Here is an 18,011-nt window from a genome sequence, read left to right as displayed (position 1 = left end):
ACTTCCTTTCGTATTTAAAAATTAACAAAACGCATAAATAGATAAACCAAGATAATCGCTGCTATTAAAACGATGATAGCTCGATTAAGTCTTTTTTTCAGACGCTGAACTTTAAAATCGTCAGCTGATCTTGTTCTGTGCAACGTTTCCGGCTCATCTGCCACTTCTTTAGGCCGAGATGCAAAAAAGAACCGGTTTTTTTTACGCGGGCGCCGTCTTCTTAAAGGCTGTTCTTCCTGGTCAAAAAATTCACGTTCATCATCTTTATTCATTTAAATCATCCTATTGCATTAATTGCCAAAAAAGCAGTCCCATAATAGTTTTACTATCACAGATGACCCCTGCCTGCATTTGCTTAAAGGCTTCCGGCAAAGTCAATTCAACTAATTCTAAAAATTCATCATCATCTTGTGGCAAGGGATCGCTGACCGATTTCAACCCTGAAGCATGGTAGAGGTAAATTTTTTCATCTGCAAACCCAGGCGAGGTGAAAAACGGCGTGACTAGCTCAACATTTTGCGCTTGATATCTTGTCTCTTCATTTAATTCACGAATAGCAGTCTTTTTAGGATCATCATATTCATTAGGCTCCATCTTGCCGGCCGGAATTTCTAAAGTAACTTGTCTTAAGGGTGCCCGCCATTGCTTAATTAAGACAATTTTATTGTCATCAGTAATTGGAATTAAGGCTACCGCACCGTGGTGGTGGACAATTTCCCGGTAAGCTTTTTTGCCATTTGGTAAAGCAACCGTTTCTTTATCAACTTTGATAACTTTGCCATCAAAAATATTTTCCACACTTTGTACTTTTTCTTCAAAATCCAAAACAAAACACTCCCATCATGAGTAAAATTCCATTTATATCATATCATCTCTGCGACAATTGGGCAAAAAAAGAGCCGAGTTGCCCCAGCTCTTTTAATCTTATTTTTCCAAACCTTCTGTTAAAGCTTCAGGATAATTTTCGCGAACAATCTTAGCACAATCGGCACAAAGTTGTGGTAACGCTTCGTCAGAGCCAACTGTTGGTGTTGTCCGACGGCAACGTGGACAAACTTCCCCCTGAGCATGTTCAACCAAAACTTTAATTTCATCATAGCTATCAGCATTTTCAGGTGCATCAGCTAAATCTGCAATATCTAAAGCCGAAACAATCATTAATTGGCGGATATTAGCAGCTAACTTATCAAGTTTAGCTTTAACATCAGCTGAAACATATAAGGAAACATGTGCTTCAAATGATTTACCAATTAATTTTTCATTACGTGCATTTTCAAGTGACTTGAAGACATCTGAACGAACTTTCATAAAGTCTTGCCAATTTTCCAATAATTCAACTTCACCATCATAATGGTTAACTGCTGGCATTTCAGCTAATTGGACAAAGTCTTCAGGTTCTTTCAAATATTCCCAAATTTCTTCAGTTGTATGTGGCAAGACCGGTGTCATCAATTTTGTTAAGCGAACCAAAATATCATACAAAACAGTTTGCATTGAGCGACGCTTATGTGAATCAGCTGCTTCAATGTAAACAACATCCTTAGCCACATCCAAGTAAAAGGCTGATAAATCTGTCGTCAAGAAATTAATTAACTTCTTGTAAATGTCCATGAAGTTGTAGTTAGCATAATCATCCAAAATATCTTTGGTAAACTTATTAACCATAACTTCCATGTATTTATCGCAAGCTTCCAAATCAGCAAAAGCAACTGTATTTTCATTTGGTTCAAAATCAGTTGTGTTAGCTAACATAAACCGCATCGTATTTCTAAACTTACGGTAGCTTTCTGAGATTTGGTTGAAGCTCTCCATTGAAACCCGCACGTCAGCTGAAGTATCCACACTCAAGACCCACAAACGGATGATTTCTGCACCCATTTTTTTGATAACTTCACTTGGAACAATTGTATTGCCTAAAGATTTACTCATCTTGCGGCCTTTGCTATCCAAAGTAAAGCCTTGTGATACAATTTGTTTATAAGGAGCCTTGCCAGAAACAGCTACACTGGTAATCAAACTTGAGTTAAACCAGCCACGGTATTGGTCAGAACCTTCCAAGTATAAGTCAGCTGGATAAGTTAAATAATCACGCTGTGCTAATACACCTTGATGCGAAGAACCTGAATCAAACCAAACATCCATAATATCAGTTTCCTTGGTAAATTCGCCATTTGGTGAATGTTCATTGGTATATCCTGCTGGTAATAAGTCTTTAGCTTCTCTTTGGAACCAAACGTTGGAGCCGTATTTTTCAATTAATTGAGCGACATGTTCGATCGTTTCAGGTTCCATAATAGCTGTACCGTCTTCAGCATAGAAGATTGGCAATGGAACACCCCAAACACGTTGACGTGAGATAACCCAATCGCCACGGTCACGAATCATGTTGTGTAAACGTACCTTGCCCCAATCAGGCATAAACTTAACGTCTTCGATGGCATCTAAGATTTGGCTTCTAATCTTATCAACTGAAGCAAACCATTGTGGCGTTGCCCGGAAAATGATCGGCTTCTTTGTCCGCCAGTCAAATGGGTAGCTGTGTTCATAGTCCATTTGCTTAAGCAAGACATTAGCATCAGCTAATTTCCGCAAAGCAACCGCATTGGCATCGTCATAAAAGACGCCTGCAAAATCAGCTCCGCATTCTTCAGTCAAATAACCTTGATTGTTGACCGGTGCAAAAACAGGCAAACCATATTTCATGCCGACCTTGTAGTCATCGTCACCATAACCTGGTGCCGTATGAACTAAACCAGTACCGGCATCTAAAGTAACAAAGTCACCCAACATCGTGAGCAATTCACGGTCTGCATAAGTTTCATCATCATGGAAAGGATGGTAAGCTGTAACATTTTCTAATTCTTCACCCTTAACGGTCTTTAAAAATTTAACATTCTTCCAACCGAAGAGTTCAGCATTCTTATCAACTAATTCAGCTGCCAAAACAAATTTACGGATTTCCCCTTCAGGTTGTACCACAGCATAATCAAACTTAGCATCAATTGTTACCCCTTCAGAAGCTGGAATGGTCCATGGCGTTGTCGTCCACACAACTAAATAAGTATCATTATCTAAGATTCCCTTGCCATCTTTGACTTGAACCCCATAAAAAGCAGATGGTGAAACAACATCATGATATTCAACTTCAGCTTCAGCCAAGGCTGATTCAGATGACCATGACCAGTATACTGGACGTAAACCCTTGTAAATCAAACCTTTGGCTGCCATTTTGCCAAAGATACGGATTTGAGCTGCTTCAAATTCAGGTTTTAAAGTCAAATAAGGGTTATCCCATTCACCACTAACACCCAAACGCTTGAAATCAGCTTTTTGGCCTGCGACTTGCTTTAGGGCATATTCACGGCATTTTTCTCTAAAATCAGCTACTGTCAAGGTTTTCCGGTCGACACCAGCTTTTTTAAGTTGTTGTTCGATTGGAAGACCATGTGTATCCCAACCAGGCACATAAGGAGCTCTAAAGCCCATCATCGATTTAGAACGAACAATAATATCCTTGGAAATTTTGTTCATAGCATGACCCATATGAATATTACCATTAGCATATGGAGGGCCATCATGCAAAATAAAGGTTGGTTTTCCTTCATTTAATTTTTGACGGCGTTCATAAATTTTATTTTCTTCCCAAATGTTTTGGCGCTCGGCTTCACGCACAGGAAGATTGCCCCGCATTGGGAACTTGGTCTTGCCCAAGTTTAAAGTGTCTTTAACTCTCATCTTGCACCCTGCTGCTTTTGGCAGCATCCTTTCTTAAAAGTATCTTTTTTCCACAATCTAATCACGAATTTGCAGCAAAATAAAAAAATCCCGTCCAGTAAGGGACGAGATTTTCGTGGTACCACCCAAATTCAAGACTAAAAAGTCTAACTTTACAGTAGATAACGGTACCACCCGATTAAACTTACTTACTTACTTCAGTTTAACAACCAACGAGATGATAAATATATTCTTCAAATTATTGACCTTGCACCCATCGTCAACTCGCTGCTATCGTCCAAATATATTCGTGTTCTCGCACATTTATTAATTATAAGCGGCTATCGGCTTCATCATCAGCAAAATGCTGGCCGCCAAGTTCATCATCAGATTCTGGGAAAATGACAACGGTGTCTGTTTCTGCGGAATCAGCACTTTCAAGTACTGGTTCATCTTGATAGAAATCTTCACCATCGTTTGAGAATGATTTTACTTCTTTAGCGGTCTCTTTGTCAAGTTCTTCGTCACGCCGAATAGCTTCTTGAATCTCTTCGTAGCTGGTTGTATCCCCTTGCCGCAAAATTTCATCCCATTCGCTGCCTTTGACAACTTCTAATTGTGATTCCATCATAACCTGCAATTTTTGTCTGAAGATACGGGCTTGCTTCCGCAAATCATCAGTCTCAACCGCTAATTTTTTAGCTTTGTTTGAAGCTTCCTCAATGATATGGCGCGCTTTATCATTTGCCTGGTCGATGATATCCTGGCCTTGCTTTTGGGCTTCATGGTTGATAATTTCGGCTTCACGTTGGGAATTAGCCTTGACTTTATCGGCTGCTTCTTGGGCCACAATAATTGATTGATTCAAAGAATCTTTCAAATCATTAAAGTATTTCAACTTCTCTTGACTTTGTTTCAAATCTTCACTTAAGCGCTCATTTTCTTTTAAAGCTGCTTCATAATCCTTAATAATTTGATCCAAAAAATCATTAACTTCATCTTTGTCATACCCGCGCAGCCTTACATCAAATTCTTTATTATGAATATCTAAAGGGGTCAATGCCATTTCCCCGTCACCTCCAAAATTATCGTGTTTTTCTCAGCACTGAAACCTGTGCGATTAACTTGCCTTTTTTTGAAATGCCTGTTAATTCATCCAACCGGATTCGCCCATAACCACGCACTGAAATAATATCATGTAACCCAATTTCTAAGTCAGCTTTATTTTGCAATACCCAATTCAGGTTAACCTTATCAGCTGCCAATAAATCTTTGACATGTTTGCGCGACAAATTATACGCCGCTGCAATCACGGTGTCACACCGCTTTGATGCTAAAATTAAGGTGGTCTGTTCCCACTCGGTTAAAAGATTAATAATTTCAGTTAAAGCCAGCTCTACTAAACGGACTTTTATTTTGCCAATCCGGTCAATATTATTTTCCAAATAGGTAGCAATTTCTTGTTCACAGACAACCTGGAACCGCACTCCATCTGTCAGAATATCGCCTAAAACTTCGCGGTCTAACCCGCAATTGGCTAAAGTACCTAAAACTCGGCCATGCTGCAGCTGGGCAAATTTAACTGGATACTTAATTTCCAAAAGAGCCAATGAAAAATCAGAATCTTCTGGTTGATAATATTCAGGATAAAATAAAGCCCGTTTGCGTTCACTAGCATCTAAGCCACCTGCAAAAGCCAGCTTAACTTCAATCGTATCAGCAACTACTTTAGCAAGATATTGCTGCCTAGGATTTAAAAAATGCGTCAAAATCGGTCGATACTCATCTTGCGCACGCCCTGCTAAATCCCACAAGCTGTCAATCATGCTGGCTTCTTCCGGCCTAAAGTGCTGATAAATTCCTTCCTTCAACTTAACCACCAAATCCTAGTAAATACCTAATATTCCCATCAATAAAAGCAGGCCGCGTTCCACAAAATCAAGCACTATTAAGGCTATAATCGGCGAAAAACTAATGCCTGCAATTGGCGGAATAAAGTCAAACAAACTCAAATATGGTTCGCAAATGCGGCTAATGTAATAGCCAAATTTGCTATTTTGGGCATTGGGAAACCACGATAAAAAGCAATAAACCACAATCAGCAAACCATAAATTCTAAATAAATCTGCAACAATTAAAGTGAGCAATTAAACACCTCGCATTTCAAAGCCGTCTTCTTTTCTCATATCAGTTAAATCGCCTTCCACCACAAAATCTTCTGGTGTACATAAGAAAATTTTTTCACCTACACGGCTGATTTTGCCATTAATCGCAAAAGTCACCCCTGATAAAAAATCAATCACACGATGTGCTTGTGCATCATCGATTCTTTGAAAATTAACTACTGCAGCCTGACCATTCAATAACCGCTGTGAAATACCCTTAACATCGGAAAAAATCCGCGGTTCAAACAGCATAATCTTCTTTTCAGAGGCATGGTTAACTAAAGACATGACTTTTTTGTTATTTTCTGGTGCTACTTCTGGCGTAGGCTTTGAAGTTTCATAGTCATCATAATCTTCATATTCGTCGTCGGTAGGATGAATAAGTTCATTCAAAAAGTTAAACGCCATTTTTAAACTCCTTTTATCTCTTAGTTACCGCGGTGATTTAAAAATGGCGGTGTACTCAAATCGTCATTATCATCATCACCAAAGGAAGAATTTGAGCCGAAAACATTGAATTCAGTCTTTTCGACATTTTCAAACTCTGTCTCGCGCGCTGTATTTTTGGTTCCGTTGATTTCACGGGTAATATCCCAATCGCTCAAAGAATCTGCTTTACGCGTCTGAACTGGGCTAACACTTGTTTTAACATCATTAGCACTCGGACGAGCTTTTTTTTGAGCAGGTGCTTCCGTTTTTTTGCTATCAATGCCGGTAGCTACCACTGTTACAATTACTTCATCTTCCAAATCAGGATTAATTGAAGTCCCAAAGATGATATTCGGGTTCTTATTAGCTGCTTGAGAAACAATATTTGATGCTTCTTCAGCGGCTACCAAGGAAAGATTTAAGCCACCAGTAACATTTAACAAAACATTTTCAGCGCCATCAATTGAAACTTCAAGCAATGGAGAAGAAATCGCTTGTTTTGTTGCTTCAGCAGCAGCATTTTCGCCAGTAGCTGACCCAATGCCCATCAAAGCAGCACCTTGATTTTGCATAACGGTTTTGACATCGGCAAAGTCCAAATTAACCACACCAGGTGATGTAATTAAATCAGAAATACCTTGCACACCTTGACGCAAGACATTATCAGCTTCCTTGAAAGCTTCAAGAATCGGAGTTTTCTTGTCAACAATTTCTAATAAGCGATTGTTGGCAATCACCACTAAAGTATCAACCTGAGCTTTTAATTGAGCTAAGCCTTCAGCGGCAAATTTAGCTCGCTTAGGGCCTTCAAAAGAAAATGGACGCGTAACAACCCCAACGGTTAAAGCTCCCTGTTCTTTAGCAATTTTAGCAATAATTGGGGCTGCACCAGTTCCTGTTCCGCCGCCCATTCCGGCAGTCACAAAGACCATATCGGCCCCTTTTAAAGTTTCTGAAATAGCTTCTTCACTTTCTTGAGCAGCTTTGCTACCTGTATCAGGATTAGAACCTGCACCCAACCCTCTGGTCAGTTTAGGTCCCAACTGAATTTTTGTTTCAGCTCTTGAACCTTTTAAAGCTTGCACATCTGTGTTAGCTACAATAAATTCAACGCCTTTGACGTCATCTTCAATCATACGGTTAACAGCGTTGCTACCAGCCCCACCGACACCGATGACCTTAATTCTGGCGTTTTCTGTTGTGATATCATCCATTGAAAAATCCATTTTTCATCCTCCATTGTGCCCTATTGATCATCACCATTAAAGAGATCAGTTAATTTCTTTTTTAAACCAGCCAACCAGCCTGATTTAAGCTCGATGTCATCTTCTGTTTCAGCAAAATCTTCTCTGGTACTAGTATTTATTTGTGGTTCATTTGTCATTGTTTCCACTTTATTTGCAGCGATTGTCGGATAAGTTCCGTCTACTGTGTGCCGCACAATTTGATTAATTTCACTTTCACGCGTAATGTAATCAACAATTCCAATCACTTGTGAATAAGCCGGAATTCTTAAATTCATCTCTTGCGGGGTATAGATTGAAACATGTACACCCAAAATTTTAGCTGCTAATTCAGCTACCCCAGGCAGTGAAGCCAACCCGCCGGTTATGACAACACCACCCGGCAAATTCAAAGCATGAATATGATTTAAATCAGCCGCCAGTTTTTCAAAAATTTGCCGCATGCGTGCCTCGATAATTTCTGCCAAATGTTTTTCCGTTATCATCATCGGCTCTTGTTTACCGACGACCTTAACCGGAAAACGTTCTTCATCAGAGGCCATCGTTGCGTCAGCAAAACCATAATTTTGCTTTAATAATTCAGCATTTTCCAGTGAAGTATTTAAAACAACAGAGATATCACGTGTTACAAAATTGCCGCCTTCTTGATCAACATAAGTATACTTTAGCTTATGATCATGAATCACAGCAGCCGTAGTTTGACCACCGCCTAAGTCAACCAAAATAGCACCAAAATCCTGTTCACCATCACTTAAAGCAATATTAGCTAAAGCTAAAGGCGCAACCACTAAATCTCTTACCCTTAAACCAGCTTTTTGCACACATTTTTTGATATTGTGCAAAATCGTCTTAGGTCCGGTATATTTGACGCCATTCATTTCCATTCTAACGCCAACCATTCCTCGCGGATCTTTAATCCCATTAAATCCATCGACAATAAATTCATCTGGAATAATATCAATTACAGCGCGTTCTGGTGGCAGATTATGCACTAATGAAGCTTCTGTAACTTTTCTTACATCATCATCAGTTATTTCTCTGGAACTACCGTCATCATTTCCAACAGCAATTATTCCCTTACAACGTTCGATGGCAAGTAAGTTAGCTGGAACTCCAACACTAACTTCGGTAATCGAACGTGATGCTTTTTCTTCGGCTTGCTTAACAGCATTTTTGATTGCCAAAACGACTTGATCAATATCAACAATCACTCCACGATTCAGACCTGCAGAACGGGTATTGCCATAACCGATGATGTTCATCTGATTCTTTATATATTCAGCAATGACAACCTTGATTGACGTTGTCCCAATGTCTAAGCCAACATAAATACCAGAATTATCCATCGATTTGCCTCCCTTAATTTATTTTAATAAAATACTATATTATTCGCATGGTATAATTTTAACATAAAAAAAACACATATAGCTAGCTTTCACGACAATTGTCAAGTATTATTAGTTTAATCTTCACGTTTTTTTAATTTTTTGGATAAGCATAAGCACCAACTTCTAAATCGATGATACCTTTGAAGTTCATTTTAGCCGTGTACTGCGGATAATAATTCATTTTTTTAGCCAAAGTTGAAATCTGTGCCAAAACTTCATTGCCATCATTCATGTACAAGTGCAATTTATCAGGGTCAACTTTGGTTGGCGTAAAATGAATTTCCGAAATACAATTTTCAATCTTACTGTCAATCTCAGCTAACTGCTTGCTTAACTGCTTAAGCTGACTTTTTTTGCAATCACCGATAATCACCGGATAAACTCCCGTCATTTTTGAAGTCCCTGTTTGATTCATTAATCCCGACTGCGTAATCCGGTAATATTGGTTATTTTTTTCGAAATAAGCAATCGTCGCATACTCTTTAACTTCAATGGTTAAACGATTACCTTTGAAGTTAAAGTTAACTGCTTTTAAGCTGGGAATCTTGTGCTTTAATTTTTGTATCAGCTTTTCTTCGTTAATTTTTAAAAGTGGAATTGAGCTGTAATACTTAAGTCCGCTTTGTTGAATAATTTCTTTGCGGGTTTGATAATCACATCCCGTAACCTTGACTTGTTCCAAGCGGCTTTGCGGTGAAGAAAGGTAAAAAGAAATTAGACCTGTAATGAAAAAGAACAGTAACAAAGGAACCGTTTTTCTTAAAAGACGCTTTTTTTGTAATTGCATCGTTTGGGGAACCTGGGCTATCGGATGATAACGTGCACTGGTTGAAGTTTTCTTTCTTTGTGCTTGAACTTTACGCCATTTAGTCAACTTGGAGGAGCTTTTTTTATTATTCATTTTTTTAGGCTCCTCCTTTCAATTACTTAACCAAATTTGTTAACACTTTAAGCACGCGATCAGCTGCATCTGGTACGCCGGCTTTTTTGGCATTTTGCGCCATCGTTTGCATTTTTTGAGCATCATTTTCCAGACTAGACACTGCTTCAAATAGGCTTTCCCCGGTTAAATCAGCTTCTTTAATCATTAAAGCTGCTTTTTGATCAACCAAACTTTGTGCATTATGCGTTTGGTGGTCATGGGTGACATAAGGGCTTGGAATTAAAATAGCCGGAATACCTAAAGCCGTAATTTCAGCTAAACTTGTCGCCCCTGCCCGTCCTACAATAAGCGAAATTTCAGGCAAAATCGACGGCATGTCATTAATATATGGTACAATAACAACATTTTTAGGCAAATTTTGCGCTTCTTTAGACTGCATTAATTTATCATAATGAACTTGACCAGTCACAAATAAAACCTGCCACGGCTGGTCTTTAAAATACTTGATACTTGCCAAGGCACTTTCATTAATATGCAAAGCTCCTCTAGATCCGCCAAAAATCAAAACGGTCTTTTGCTGCGAATCTAAGCCAAATTCCTTTAAGCGTCCGCTTTTTTGCATACCAGCCACTTGTTGGGCCCGTGGATTACCGGTAAAAACCAATTTATCTTTTTGTGGGAAATCTTTTTTTACATTATCAAAACAAATACAAATCTTATCAACAAAATGGGCTAAAAATTTATTTGTTACCCCAGCAATACTGTTTTGTTCATGAATAACTGTAGGAATATGCATTCTTGATGCTGCATATACAACTGCACCGCAGACATAGCCACCGGTGCCAATTACTACATCAGGTTTGAATTCTTTGATAATTTTCTTTGATTCATGCACACTCTTCAAGAAAAGGTAAATGGTTTTTAAATTTTCGAGGGATAAAGACCGTTTAAAACCTTGAATCTCAATTGCTTTGAATTTAATCCCAGCATTAGGTACAATGCGTGATTCGAGTCCTTTATTTGTCCCCACATATAAAATTTCAGCATCCTTATCTTTGGCTTTTAAGGCTTCAATTAAAGCTAGAGCCGGATAAATATGTCCACCGGTACCCCCGCCAGAAACTAATAACCGCATTTATTTGGAACCTCCTGTTAGTGACATCACTTCATCAACAAAGGCATCCCCGCGGGCTTCAAACGTTGGCCACTGATCCCAGCTAGCACACGCAGGTGACAGCAAAATTACATCGCCTTGTTCGCTAAATTCAAAGGCTGGCTTTACAGCAGCCGTTGAATCTGCTACTTTTAAAATTTTTTCGATACCGGCAGCTTTACCAGCTTCAGCCAACAAATCAGCAGTTTGTCCAAAGACAACCATGGCTTTAACATGTTCTTTTAAAAATGGCACTAAACGTTCAAAGGTAAAGCCCCGATCCAGCCCGCCGCACAGCAAAACAATCGGTGCTTTAAAGCCGGCTAAAGCCTTTTGCGTTGCTTCAATATTGGTTGCTTTTGAATCATTATAAAATTTACGGCCTTGATATTCTGTCACATATTGCGTCCGGTGTCTAACCCCTGAAAAAGTCTTCAAGACTTCCACAATATCTTCATTGGCTACTCCTTCAATCTTGGCAACCGCAATCGCTGCTAAGGCATTTTCTACATTGTGGGAGCCAGGAACTTTAATGTCTGCTTCATTCAATAATTTTTCCTGTTTGAAGTAGATAGCGCCATCTTTAACATAAGCGCCCGTTTCAACTTTGCCTTGCCGTGAAAAAGGCACAACTTGAGCCTTGGCTTCTTTGGCCAAAGCAACCCATTCAGCATCATCATAGTTGACGACAAAGTAATCATTTTCAGTTTGATTCATCAAAAGACGCTTTTTGGCAGCCAGGTAATTAGCCCTTGAGCCGTGATAATCAATATGAGCTTCATAGACATTGGTTAAAACAGCAATGTGCGGTCTTAATTGATCAATTCCCATCAATTGGAAACTCGATAATTCAGTAACCATGACATCCTTTTTAGTAGCTTTTTGTGCCACTTCAGTAGCTGGAATACCAATATTGCCACAAGTATATGCATGGTCAAATTTGGCAGCATGTGCCAGCATTAAGGCAATCATTGTGGTCGTGGTCGTCTTGCCGTTGGTACCGGTAACGCCAATAAATTCTGCTTCAGCAATTTCATAAGCTAATTCCGGTTCAGTAATAATTTTTATTTGCCGTTTAACAGCTTCGGCAATTAACTCATTATGATAGGGAATCCCTGGATTTTTAACTACCAAATCGGCTTGATCAAGCAACGACAAAGGGTGGGAACCTGTCACGCACTTAATTGATAAATCCGCAAAAATCTTCAGCTGCGCTTGATCTGTTAATTCTTTTTTATCATTGATTGTTACCTGTGCACCTAATTTGTGCAACAGGTAGGCGGCATTGATGCCGCTTTTGCCTAAACCAACAACTAATACATTTTTTCCACGATAATCATTAATGTCTTTCATCAAAAATACCTTCCTTATCCAATAACAGCGTATACGCCAATAATGGCGGCAATCAAACCGATTGCCCAAAATGTCAAGTCAATTTTCCATTCGCTCCAGCCGCACAATTCAAAGTGGTGATGAATTGGGCTCATCTTGAAAATCCGCTTGCCCGTCAGTTTAAACGAAGCAACCTGCAAGATAACACTGAGCGTTTCACAAACAAAAATAATCCCAATCAGCAGCAGCAAAAATTCATGGTGCACAACGATAGATACCGCAGCCAAGGCCCCGCCTAACGCTAATGAACCCATGTCACCCATAAAAATTTTAGCTGGTTTATGGTTAAAGCCTAAAAAGGCTAATAAAGCACCGATGACGGCTAAACAAAACATCACAACGTCAAATTGCCGTTGGTGATAGGCAATAATCCCAAAAGCGCCAAAAGCAATAATGGCCTGTCCGGAAACCAAACCGTCAAGTCCATCGGTTAAATTAACTGCATTTGAAAAACCAACCAACCAAAAAATAACAAAAATGGTGAAAAAGATGGGGCCGACATTTAAGTTATAGTCAAATAAACTCAACGAAAAAGGCAGATGTTCATGCGCGTAAAATGCGATAAAAATCAAGCCGCCCACAATCTGGCAGAATAATTTTTGCCCTGGCGTAAAGCCTTCATTTTGCCGTTTAAATAACTTAATGGAATCATCCCAAAAACCGATGAGTCCATATAAAACCATGGTAATGTCTAAAGCTACACCCATCGGGGTCATAACCTTAAAGCACAAGGGCACCCAAATACCGGTAACTAAGATCGCCGTATTAAACACTAACCCCCCCATCGTTGGCGTACCGGCCTTCTTTTGATGCCATTGCGGCCCATCTTCTCTAATCATTTGCCCTTGATTTTTTTTATGAGCAAAATTGATAAAAAGTGGTGTAAAAAGTGCTGTCAAGATGAAACTTGACAAAGTACTTACTAATATTGGAAACAAATTCATTTCTTTGTTCTTCCTTCCTCTTAATGCCTTTTATTTTAATATAACTTCAAGTTGGTTGATTTTATTTAAAGCACTGCCAGCTTTCACATTTTGTGAAGCCACATAGCCTGAACCTTTAAGGTTGATTTTAAGTTTGGTTAATTGCTGCAATTTAAGCACATCCGCTCGTGACCAGCCTTTAAGATCCGGCAGTGTTTGATTTTTATTTGTTAATAAAATAATTCTTTGCCCCAAAAGCACAGTCTTATTAGCTGCAATTGACTGCTTTACTATCTTAGTACCATTTCCAATCGTTGTCACTATCAAACCGGATTGCGTTAATTTTTTACGCATGATACTTGGATTTTCACCGACCATGTTTGTAAGTTTAACCGTCGTTGCTGTTTGACTTTCATCTTTTGACCTGTCCAAAATGCGCTTCATCAAAGGATTAAAGATACCTGCCAACATTTGCGTTGCTTCTTTGCCGGCAAAAGTCTGCGGCTGCTTCATCGTAATATATAAAATATATTTGGGGTTATTTAAAGGAGCCATTCCTGCAACAGAAAAGACATAGTTTGTATCTCCAGTTAAATACCCCCCACTGCTGGAAGCTATTTGAGCTGTCCCTGTTTTAACCCCAATATCATAACCGGAAATTTTATATGATTGCCCCGTACCTTCTTTGCTGGTAACGACTTCGCGCATCATTTCCCTAACCTGCTTAGCGCTTTGAGCACTAATCGGTTTGCCGACAACGGTCTTTTTCCCCGTTTTAAGCACCTTGCCTGTGGTCGAATCGACAATTTTTTTAATTAAATAAGGCTTAACCATCACACCATCATTAGCCACGGCTGAGATAGCCTGCACAACTTGAAAAGGCGTTACATTAATTCCTTGACCAAAAGCTGTGTTAGCCTGCTCAATCGGATATTTAAATTCAATACTTCCGCTTGATTCATTATTAGATAAACCGGAATTAGTTGATTTGAGCAAACCAAATTTTTTAATATATTTTTCCCACAGCTTAGCGCCCATCTTTTCTTCCAGCTTAGCCATGCCAACATTAGACGAACGGATAAAACCCTGCCGATAGGTTAAATACCCCCATCCGCTTGGCACCCAGTCTGTTACTTGCTGCGTACCGACTTTCATCGTACCTGATTTATAATAAGCGCTGGCATTATAATTGCCGCTATCAATAGCTGCTGCCATCGTTAAAATTTTCATCACGGAACCTGGTTCATAAGTATCTTCCAATAAAGTATTTTTCCATTGGTCTGAAATACCGTCTTTAGTTTGCGGATTAAAAGTTGGTCGCTGGCTGGCAGCAATAATCGCACCTGTTTTGGCATTCATCAAAATAGCATTAATCACTTTAGGATGGTAAGTATTTTGAGCCTGCGTCAGCAAAGACTCCAAATAAAGCTGTGTTCTGGAATCAAGGGTTGTATAAATATCAGACCCGTTTTTGGCTTTGACTGATTTTTCCTTGATATTATTCAGCTTAATACCCCGAGCATCAAGAGCCTCTTTATTAACGCCGTTTTTACCGCTTAAAATATTGTTAAAAACAGCTTCAAGTCCCATAGTGCCATACAGCGTTCCGTCTTTGCTTTTAGACGTTACACCAATCAAATGCGAAGCAAAAGTACCATTAGGATAAAGCCGGTCAGCAAAAGATGTAAAGTGAATCCCATGAATATTATTTTTTTTCATTTCCAATTCAATACTGCTTTTAGTTGACAGTGAGATATTTTTACCTTTATTACCGACTTCAACTTGATATGCCATGGGGGTGTTAAAGTATGCTAGCAAGCTTTCTTTACTGATACCCAAATATTTATTTAAAATAACCGCAGCCTGTTCTTTTTTATTATCCTGCAGGCCATTAGCATTTTTGACCTTGGATAAGACAATATAGATTGAATATCTTTTCGTATCTTCTACAATTGCTTGACCTGCATTATCATAAATACTGCCTCTTTTAGCTTTAATTTCATTTGTACTTAAATAAAGTTTGCGGGCTTCTTCAGTTAAATTATGCCCGGACACATTTTTACTGAAAGCAATATAAAAAAAACGACTGCCAAACACTAAAAAAATAACAATGACAAGCAGGGTAAACCACATTCCGAAATTCCGCTGTCTTTGAGTCACTTTTTGCATGTTATTTGGTCGTTTCTTTTGTCCACTCATTTATTTACGTTCCTTATTTTACTATCATTCATCTTAAGGCCAGCTTGCTTAGCTAAATTACTTAAGCGTTCACTATTAGTTAATTCAGCTACTTTAAGCTTCAAATCATCATTTTTATTTTTCAAAGCCTTAGCCTTTTTTTCAGTCTGTTCCAATTTAATCTGTGTCCGGTTAATATCAGAATTAGTTGATACTACTGCAGAGCCGCAAACAAAGCAAACCGCTAAGGACAATACGGTTAAAATAATCTTTTTTTGACGAAATTTACGGCTATACGGTGATAAAACTGGCTGAAAATTGATTTGGGGCTGTTCTTTTTCTTCAAATATTCTTTTTTCTACTGCGTTATTCATTAAATTTCCCCGCTTTTTATTTTACCTAATCTAATTTAACTCTTTCAATCACTCTTAATTTAGCTGAATGAGCCCGATGGTTAGCTTTTAGTTCAGCTTCCGTGGGCAAAATTGGCTTTCGGTTAACCAACCGGTATGATGGCTGCATTTCATCAGGAATCACCGGCAGCCCTGCTGGCAATTCCGGCAAGGTCGTTTTTTCTTTAAACATTGACTTAACCAGCCGATCTTCCAAAGATTGGAAGGTAATCACACTAACACGGCCGTCAATTTTCAGCAAAGCCAAAGCCTGTTCCAACGACTCCTCCAAGGCCCCCAATTCATCATTAACGGCAATTCTAATTGCTTGAAAAACTTTTTTAGCAGGATGTCCGCCTTTGCGTCTGGCCTTAGCTGGAATCCCTGCTTTAATCAATTCAACCAGCTGACCGGTCGTCTTAATCGCCTGTGTTTGGCGATAGCTTTCAATTCGACGGGCAATTGATTTAGCAAATTTTTCTTCACCATATCTGGTAAAAATGCGTACCAGTTCTTGGTAGGGCCATTCATTAACAATCACTGCCGCATTCAAAGACTGGCTTTGATCCATGCGCATATCCAATAAAGCATCGTGCTGGTAGCTAAAACCTCTGTCTCCTATATCAAACTGTGGTGAAGAGACGCCTAAGTCATACAAAACACCATCGACTTGCGTGACATTATTTTGAGCTAAAGCTTCTGTCAAATGCCTAAAGTTGCTTTTAATGAGTGTCAGCTTGCCCGAAGCAATCTCGGATGCTAATTGTTCTTTATTATAATCAATGGCCGTTTGGTCTTGATCAAAAGAATATAATTTTCCTGTGGTCAGCTGTCCCAAAATCTTTTTGGTATGTCCGCCCCCGCCTAAAGTACAATCAACATAAACACCATCAGGCTTGATGCTTAACCCTTCAACAGCTTCATTCAGCAAAACCGTCACATGTTCAAATTCTGTCATTTCTTCACCTGCCTACAATCCAAAATCAAGTAAATCTTCTGCTAGTTCATCAAATTTAGTCAAAGCAGCTGCATTTTGGTCTTGCCACCGTTCATTTGACCAAATTTCAATCCGGTTGGCTACACCGATAATCATACATTTATCATCTAAAGCAGCATAATCAATCAGCGTGGGAGATAATTTAATTCTCCCCTGTTTATCAAATTCACATTCCAGAGCCGCCGCATAAAAGAACCGCATAAAAGTCCGCGCTTCTTTGCGGGCTAAGGGTAATGTTTGCAATTTAGCCTGCAAAAGTTCCCATCCTTGCGCCGTATATCCAAATAAACAGCCGTCAAGTCCCCGCGTTAGATAAAATTTGGGGCCTAATTCTGTTCGAAATTTAGCAGGCATAATCAGGCGGCCTTTAGCATCTAAACTATGCTGATATTCGCCAAAAAACATACCCACTGCCCCCCATTTTTATACTACAGTTAATAGTACCACAAGTCCCCACTTTTCACCACCATGTAAAAAGCTTTATAAAACAAAAAAACCGGTCAAGCCGTTTTTTTCACAAAATGCCTAATTTATCTGCTAGAGTCCATATACTCAAAGCTAAAAAAATAACACTGCCAAATAAAACAAAATATGCCAAATATTCCCTAATAAAATTTTTAAGCATCAATTCGCCTTCATAATAAGCTGTCAATAAAACTTTAAAAAAGCCATACACTGAAAAAATAAAAATGATAAAGGGTAAAAAAGAAATGCCAAAACTAGTCACTGACAAACCATGAATTGACAGCAATAAAAAAGGTAATAAAATAAGCATATCTAAGAGGCGTATTTTGCTATTCTGATGACTAGTCTGGCGTCCAATAAACCACAAACAACTTAATCCTATCGGTAAGATAATTTGCAAAACCCAATTATTAATTAATAAATCCATCTTTTATCCTCGCATATCTTCTAAAAGATATTATAAGTGCTTAACTAAAGCAATTCAAATTTTTGTCAGTTAATTTGACAGTTAAGCCATCGTGAAGGTATAGTTAAATTAATAATTGGGAAAGGACATATCAGATGGCTAAGAAGAAAAAAACAACATTTCAAAAAATCACCATGGTCGTTGTTTGGCTGATGTTGATTTTCACAATCGGCGCTGTAATTTTAGGTTCCTTAAGTTCCTTTATTACAGGTTAAAAAAGCT

General features: G+C 38.8%; 19 protein-coding genes. 1 reads left to right on the top strand and 18 read right to left on the bottom strand.

The window, feature by feature from the left end; translation table 11 throughout:
- Nucleotides 1-14 precede the first annotated feature (14 nt).
- The 18 genes from BMX26_RS03880 to BMX26_RS03795 all read right to left on the bottom strand — a co-directional run bounded on the left by BMX26_RS03880 (nt 15) and on the right by BMX26_RS03795 (nt 17,750).
- Entirely contained in the window at nt 15-272 is a 258-nt protein-coding gene (locus tag BMX26_RS03880; protein WP_075530145.1) for a hypothetical protein, read from the bottom strand.
- A gap of 10 nt (nt 273-282) precedes the next feature.
- A complete protein-coding gene (locus tag BMX26_RS03875) occupies nt 283-825 on the bottom strand; it encodes an NUDIX hydrolase (protein ID WP_075530144.1) in 543 nt (180 codons plus the stop codon).
- 99 nt (nt 826-924) lie between these two features.
- On the bottom strand, nt 925-3,735 hold the full coding sequence (gene ileS, locus BMX26_RS03870) for an isoleucine--tRNA ligase (protein ID WP_075530143.1): 2,811 nt from the start codon (nt 3,733-3,735) through the stop codon (nt 925-927).
- Between the two features lie 310 nt (nt 3,736-4,045).
- Nucleotides 4,046-4,780, bottom strand: coding sequence for a DivIVA domain-containing protein (locus BMX26_RS03865; protein WP_075530142.1), 735 nt, complete (start codon nt 4,778-4,780; stop codon nt 4,046-4,048).
- Nucleotides 4,781-4,799: 19 nt separating this feature from the next.
- Nucleotides 4,800-5,585, bottom strand: coding sequence for an RNA-binding protein (locus BMX26_RS03860; protein WP_412771396.1), 786 nt, complete (start codon nt 5,583-5,585; stop codon nt 4,800-4,802).
- Between the two features lie 15 nt (nt 5,586-5,600).
- The gene (locus tag BMX26_RS03855; protein ID WP_075530141.1) at nt 5,601-5,861 is read right to left on the bottom strand and encodes a YggT family protein; all 261 of its coding nucleotides are present in this window, start codon (nt 5,859-5,861) and stop codon (nt 5,601-5,603) included.
- Complete coding sequence (locus BMX26_RS03850) at nt 5,862-6,287, bottom strand: cell division protein SepF (protein ID WP_075530140.1); 426 nt, start codon at nt 6,285-6,287, stop codon at nt 5,862-5,864.
- A gap of 20 nt (nt 6,288-6,307) precedes the next feature.
- On the bottom strand, nt 6,308-7,534 hold the full coding sequence (gene ftsZ / locus BMX26_RS03845; protein WP_075530139.1) for a cell division protein FtsZ: 1,227 nt from the start codon (nt 7,532-7,534) through the stop codon (nt 6,308-6,310).
- Nucleotides 7,535-7,554: 20 nt separating this feature from the next.
- The gene (gene ftsA, locus BMX26_RS03840) at nt 7,555-8,898 is read right to left on the bottom strand and encodes a cell division protein FtsA (protein ID WP_075530138.1); all 1,344 of its coding nucleotides are present in this window, start codon (nt 8,896-8,898) and stop codon (nt 7,555-7,557) included.
- A 133-nt stretch (nt 8,899-9,031) separates the two neighbouring features.
- Complete coding sequence (locus BMX26_RS03835; protein ID WP_075530137.1) at nt 9,032-9,841, bottom strand: cell division protein FtsQ/DivIB; 810 nt, start codon at nt 9,839-9,841, stop codon at nt 9,032-9,034.
- 22 nt (nt 9,842-9,863) lie between these two features.
- Nucleotides 9,864-10,958, bottom strand: coding sequence for an undecaprenyldiphospho-muramoylpentapeptide beta-N-acetylglucosaminyltransferase (gene murG, locus BMX26_RS03830; protein WP_075530136.1), 1,095 nt, complete (start codon nt 10,956-10,958; stop codon nt 9,864-9,866).
- Nucleotides 10,959-12,329, bottom strand: a complete 1,371-nt coding sequence (murD, locus tag BMX26_RS03825) for a UDP-N-acetylmuramoyl-L-alanine--D-glutamate ligase (RefSeq protein ID WP_075530135.1) — start codon at nt 12,327-12,329, stop codon at nt 10,959-10,961.
- Nucleotides 12,330-12,343: 14 nt separating this feature from the next.
- The gene (gene mraY, locus BMX26_RS03820; RefSeq protein ID WP_075530134.1) at nt 12,344-13,312 is read right to left on the bottom strand and encodes a phospho-N-acetylmuramoyl-pentapeptide-transferase; all 969 of its coding nucleotides are present in this window, start codon (nt 13,310-13,312) and stop codon (nt 12,344-12,346) included.
- A gap of 30 nt (nt 13,313-13,342) precedes the next feature.
- On the bottom strand, nt 13,343-15,490 hold the full coding sequence (locus BMX26_RS03815) for a penicillin-binding protein (protein ID WP_075530133.1): 2,148 nt from the start codon (nt 15,488-15,490) through the stop codon (nt 13,343-13,345).
- A complete protein-coding gene (gene ftsL / locus BMX26_RS03810) occupies nt 15,487-15,843 on the bottom strand; it encodes a cell division protein FtsL (RefSeq protein ID WP_075530132.1) in 357 nt (118 codons plus the stop codon). Before ftsL ends, BMX26_RS03815 begins: the two co-directional genes overlap by 4 nt.
- A gap of 25 nt (nt 15,844-15,868) precedes the next feature.
- A complete protein-coding gene (rsmH, locus tag BMX26_RS03805) occupies nt 15,869-16,819 on the bottom strand; it encodes a 16S rRNA (cytosine(1402)-N(4))-methyltransferase RsmH (RefSeq protein ID WP_075530131.1) in 951 nt (316 codons plus the stop codon).
- 12 nt (nt 16,820-16,831) lie between these two features.
- Nucleotides 16,832-17,263, bottom strand: a complete 432-nt coding sequence (gene mraZ, locus BMX26_RS03800; protein WP_075530130.1) for a division/cell wall cluster transcriptional repressor MraZ — start codon at nt 17,261-17,263, stop codon at nt 16,832-16,834.
- 109 nt (nt 17,264-17,372) lie between these two features.
- Nucleotides 17,373-17,750, bottom strand: a complete 378-nt coding sequence (locus BMX26_RS03795) for a DUF3397 family protein (protein ID WP_075530129.1) — start codon at nt 17,748-17,750, stop codon at nt 17,373-17,375.
- Between the two features lie 134 nt (nt 17,751-17,884).
- On the opposite strand from BMX26_RS03795, the gene BMX26_RS03790 reads away from it, so the two are divergent.
- Nucleotides 17,885-18,004 (top strand): DUF4044 domain-containing protein, encoded by a 120-nt coding sequence (locus BMX26_RS03790; RefSeq protein WP_075530128.1) that lies wholly within the window; start codon nt 17,885-17,887, stop codon nt 18,002-18,004.
- Nucleotides 18,005-18,011: the final 7 nt, after the last annotated feature.

This window comes from Ligilactobacillus sp. WC1T17 (genome assembly GCA_900110005.1).
Lineage (GTDB): Bacteria > Bacillota > Bacilli > Lactobacillales > Lactobacillaceae > Ligilactobacillus > Ligilactobacillus ruminis_A.
This window is presented reverse-complemented; position numbering and strand designations above follow the sequence as displayed.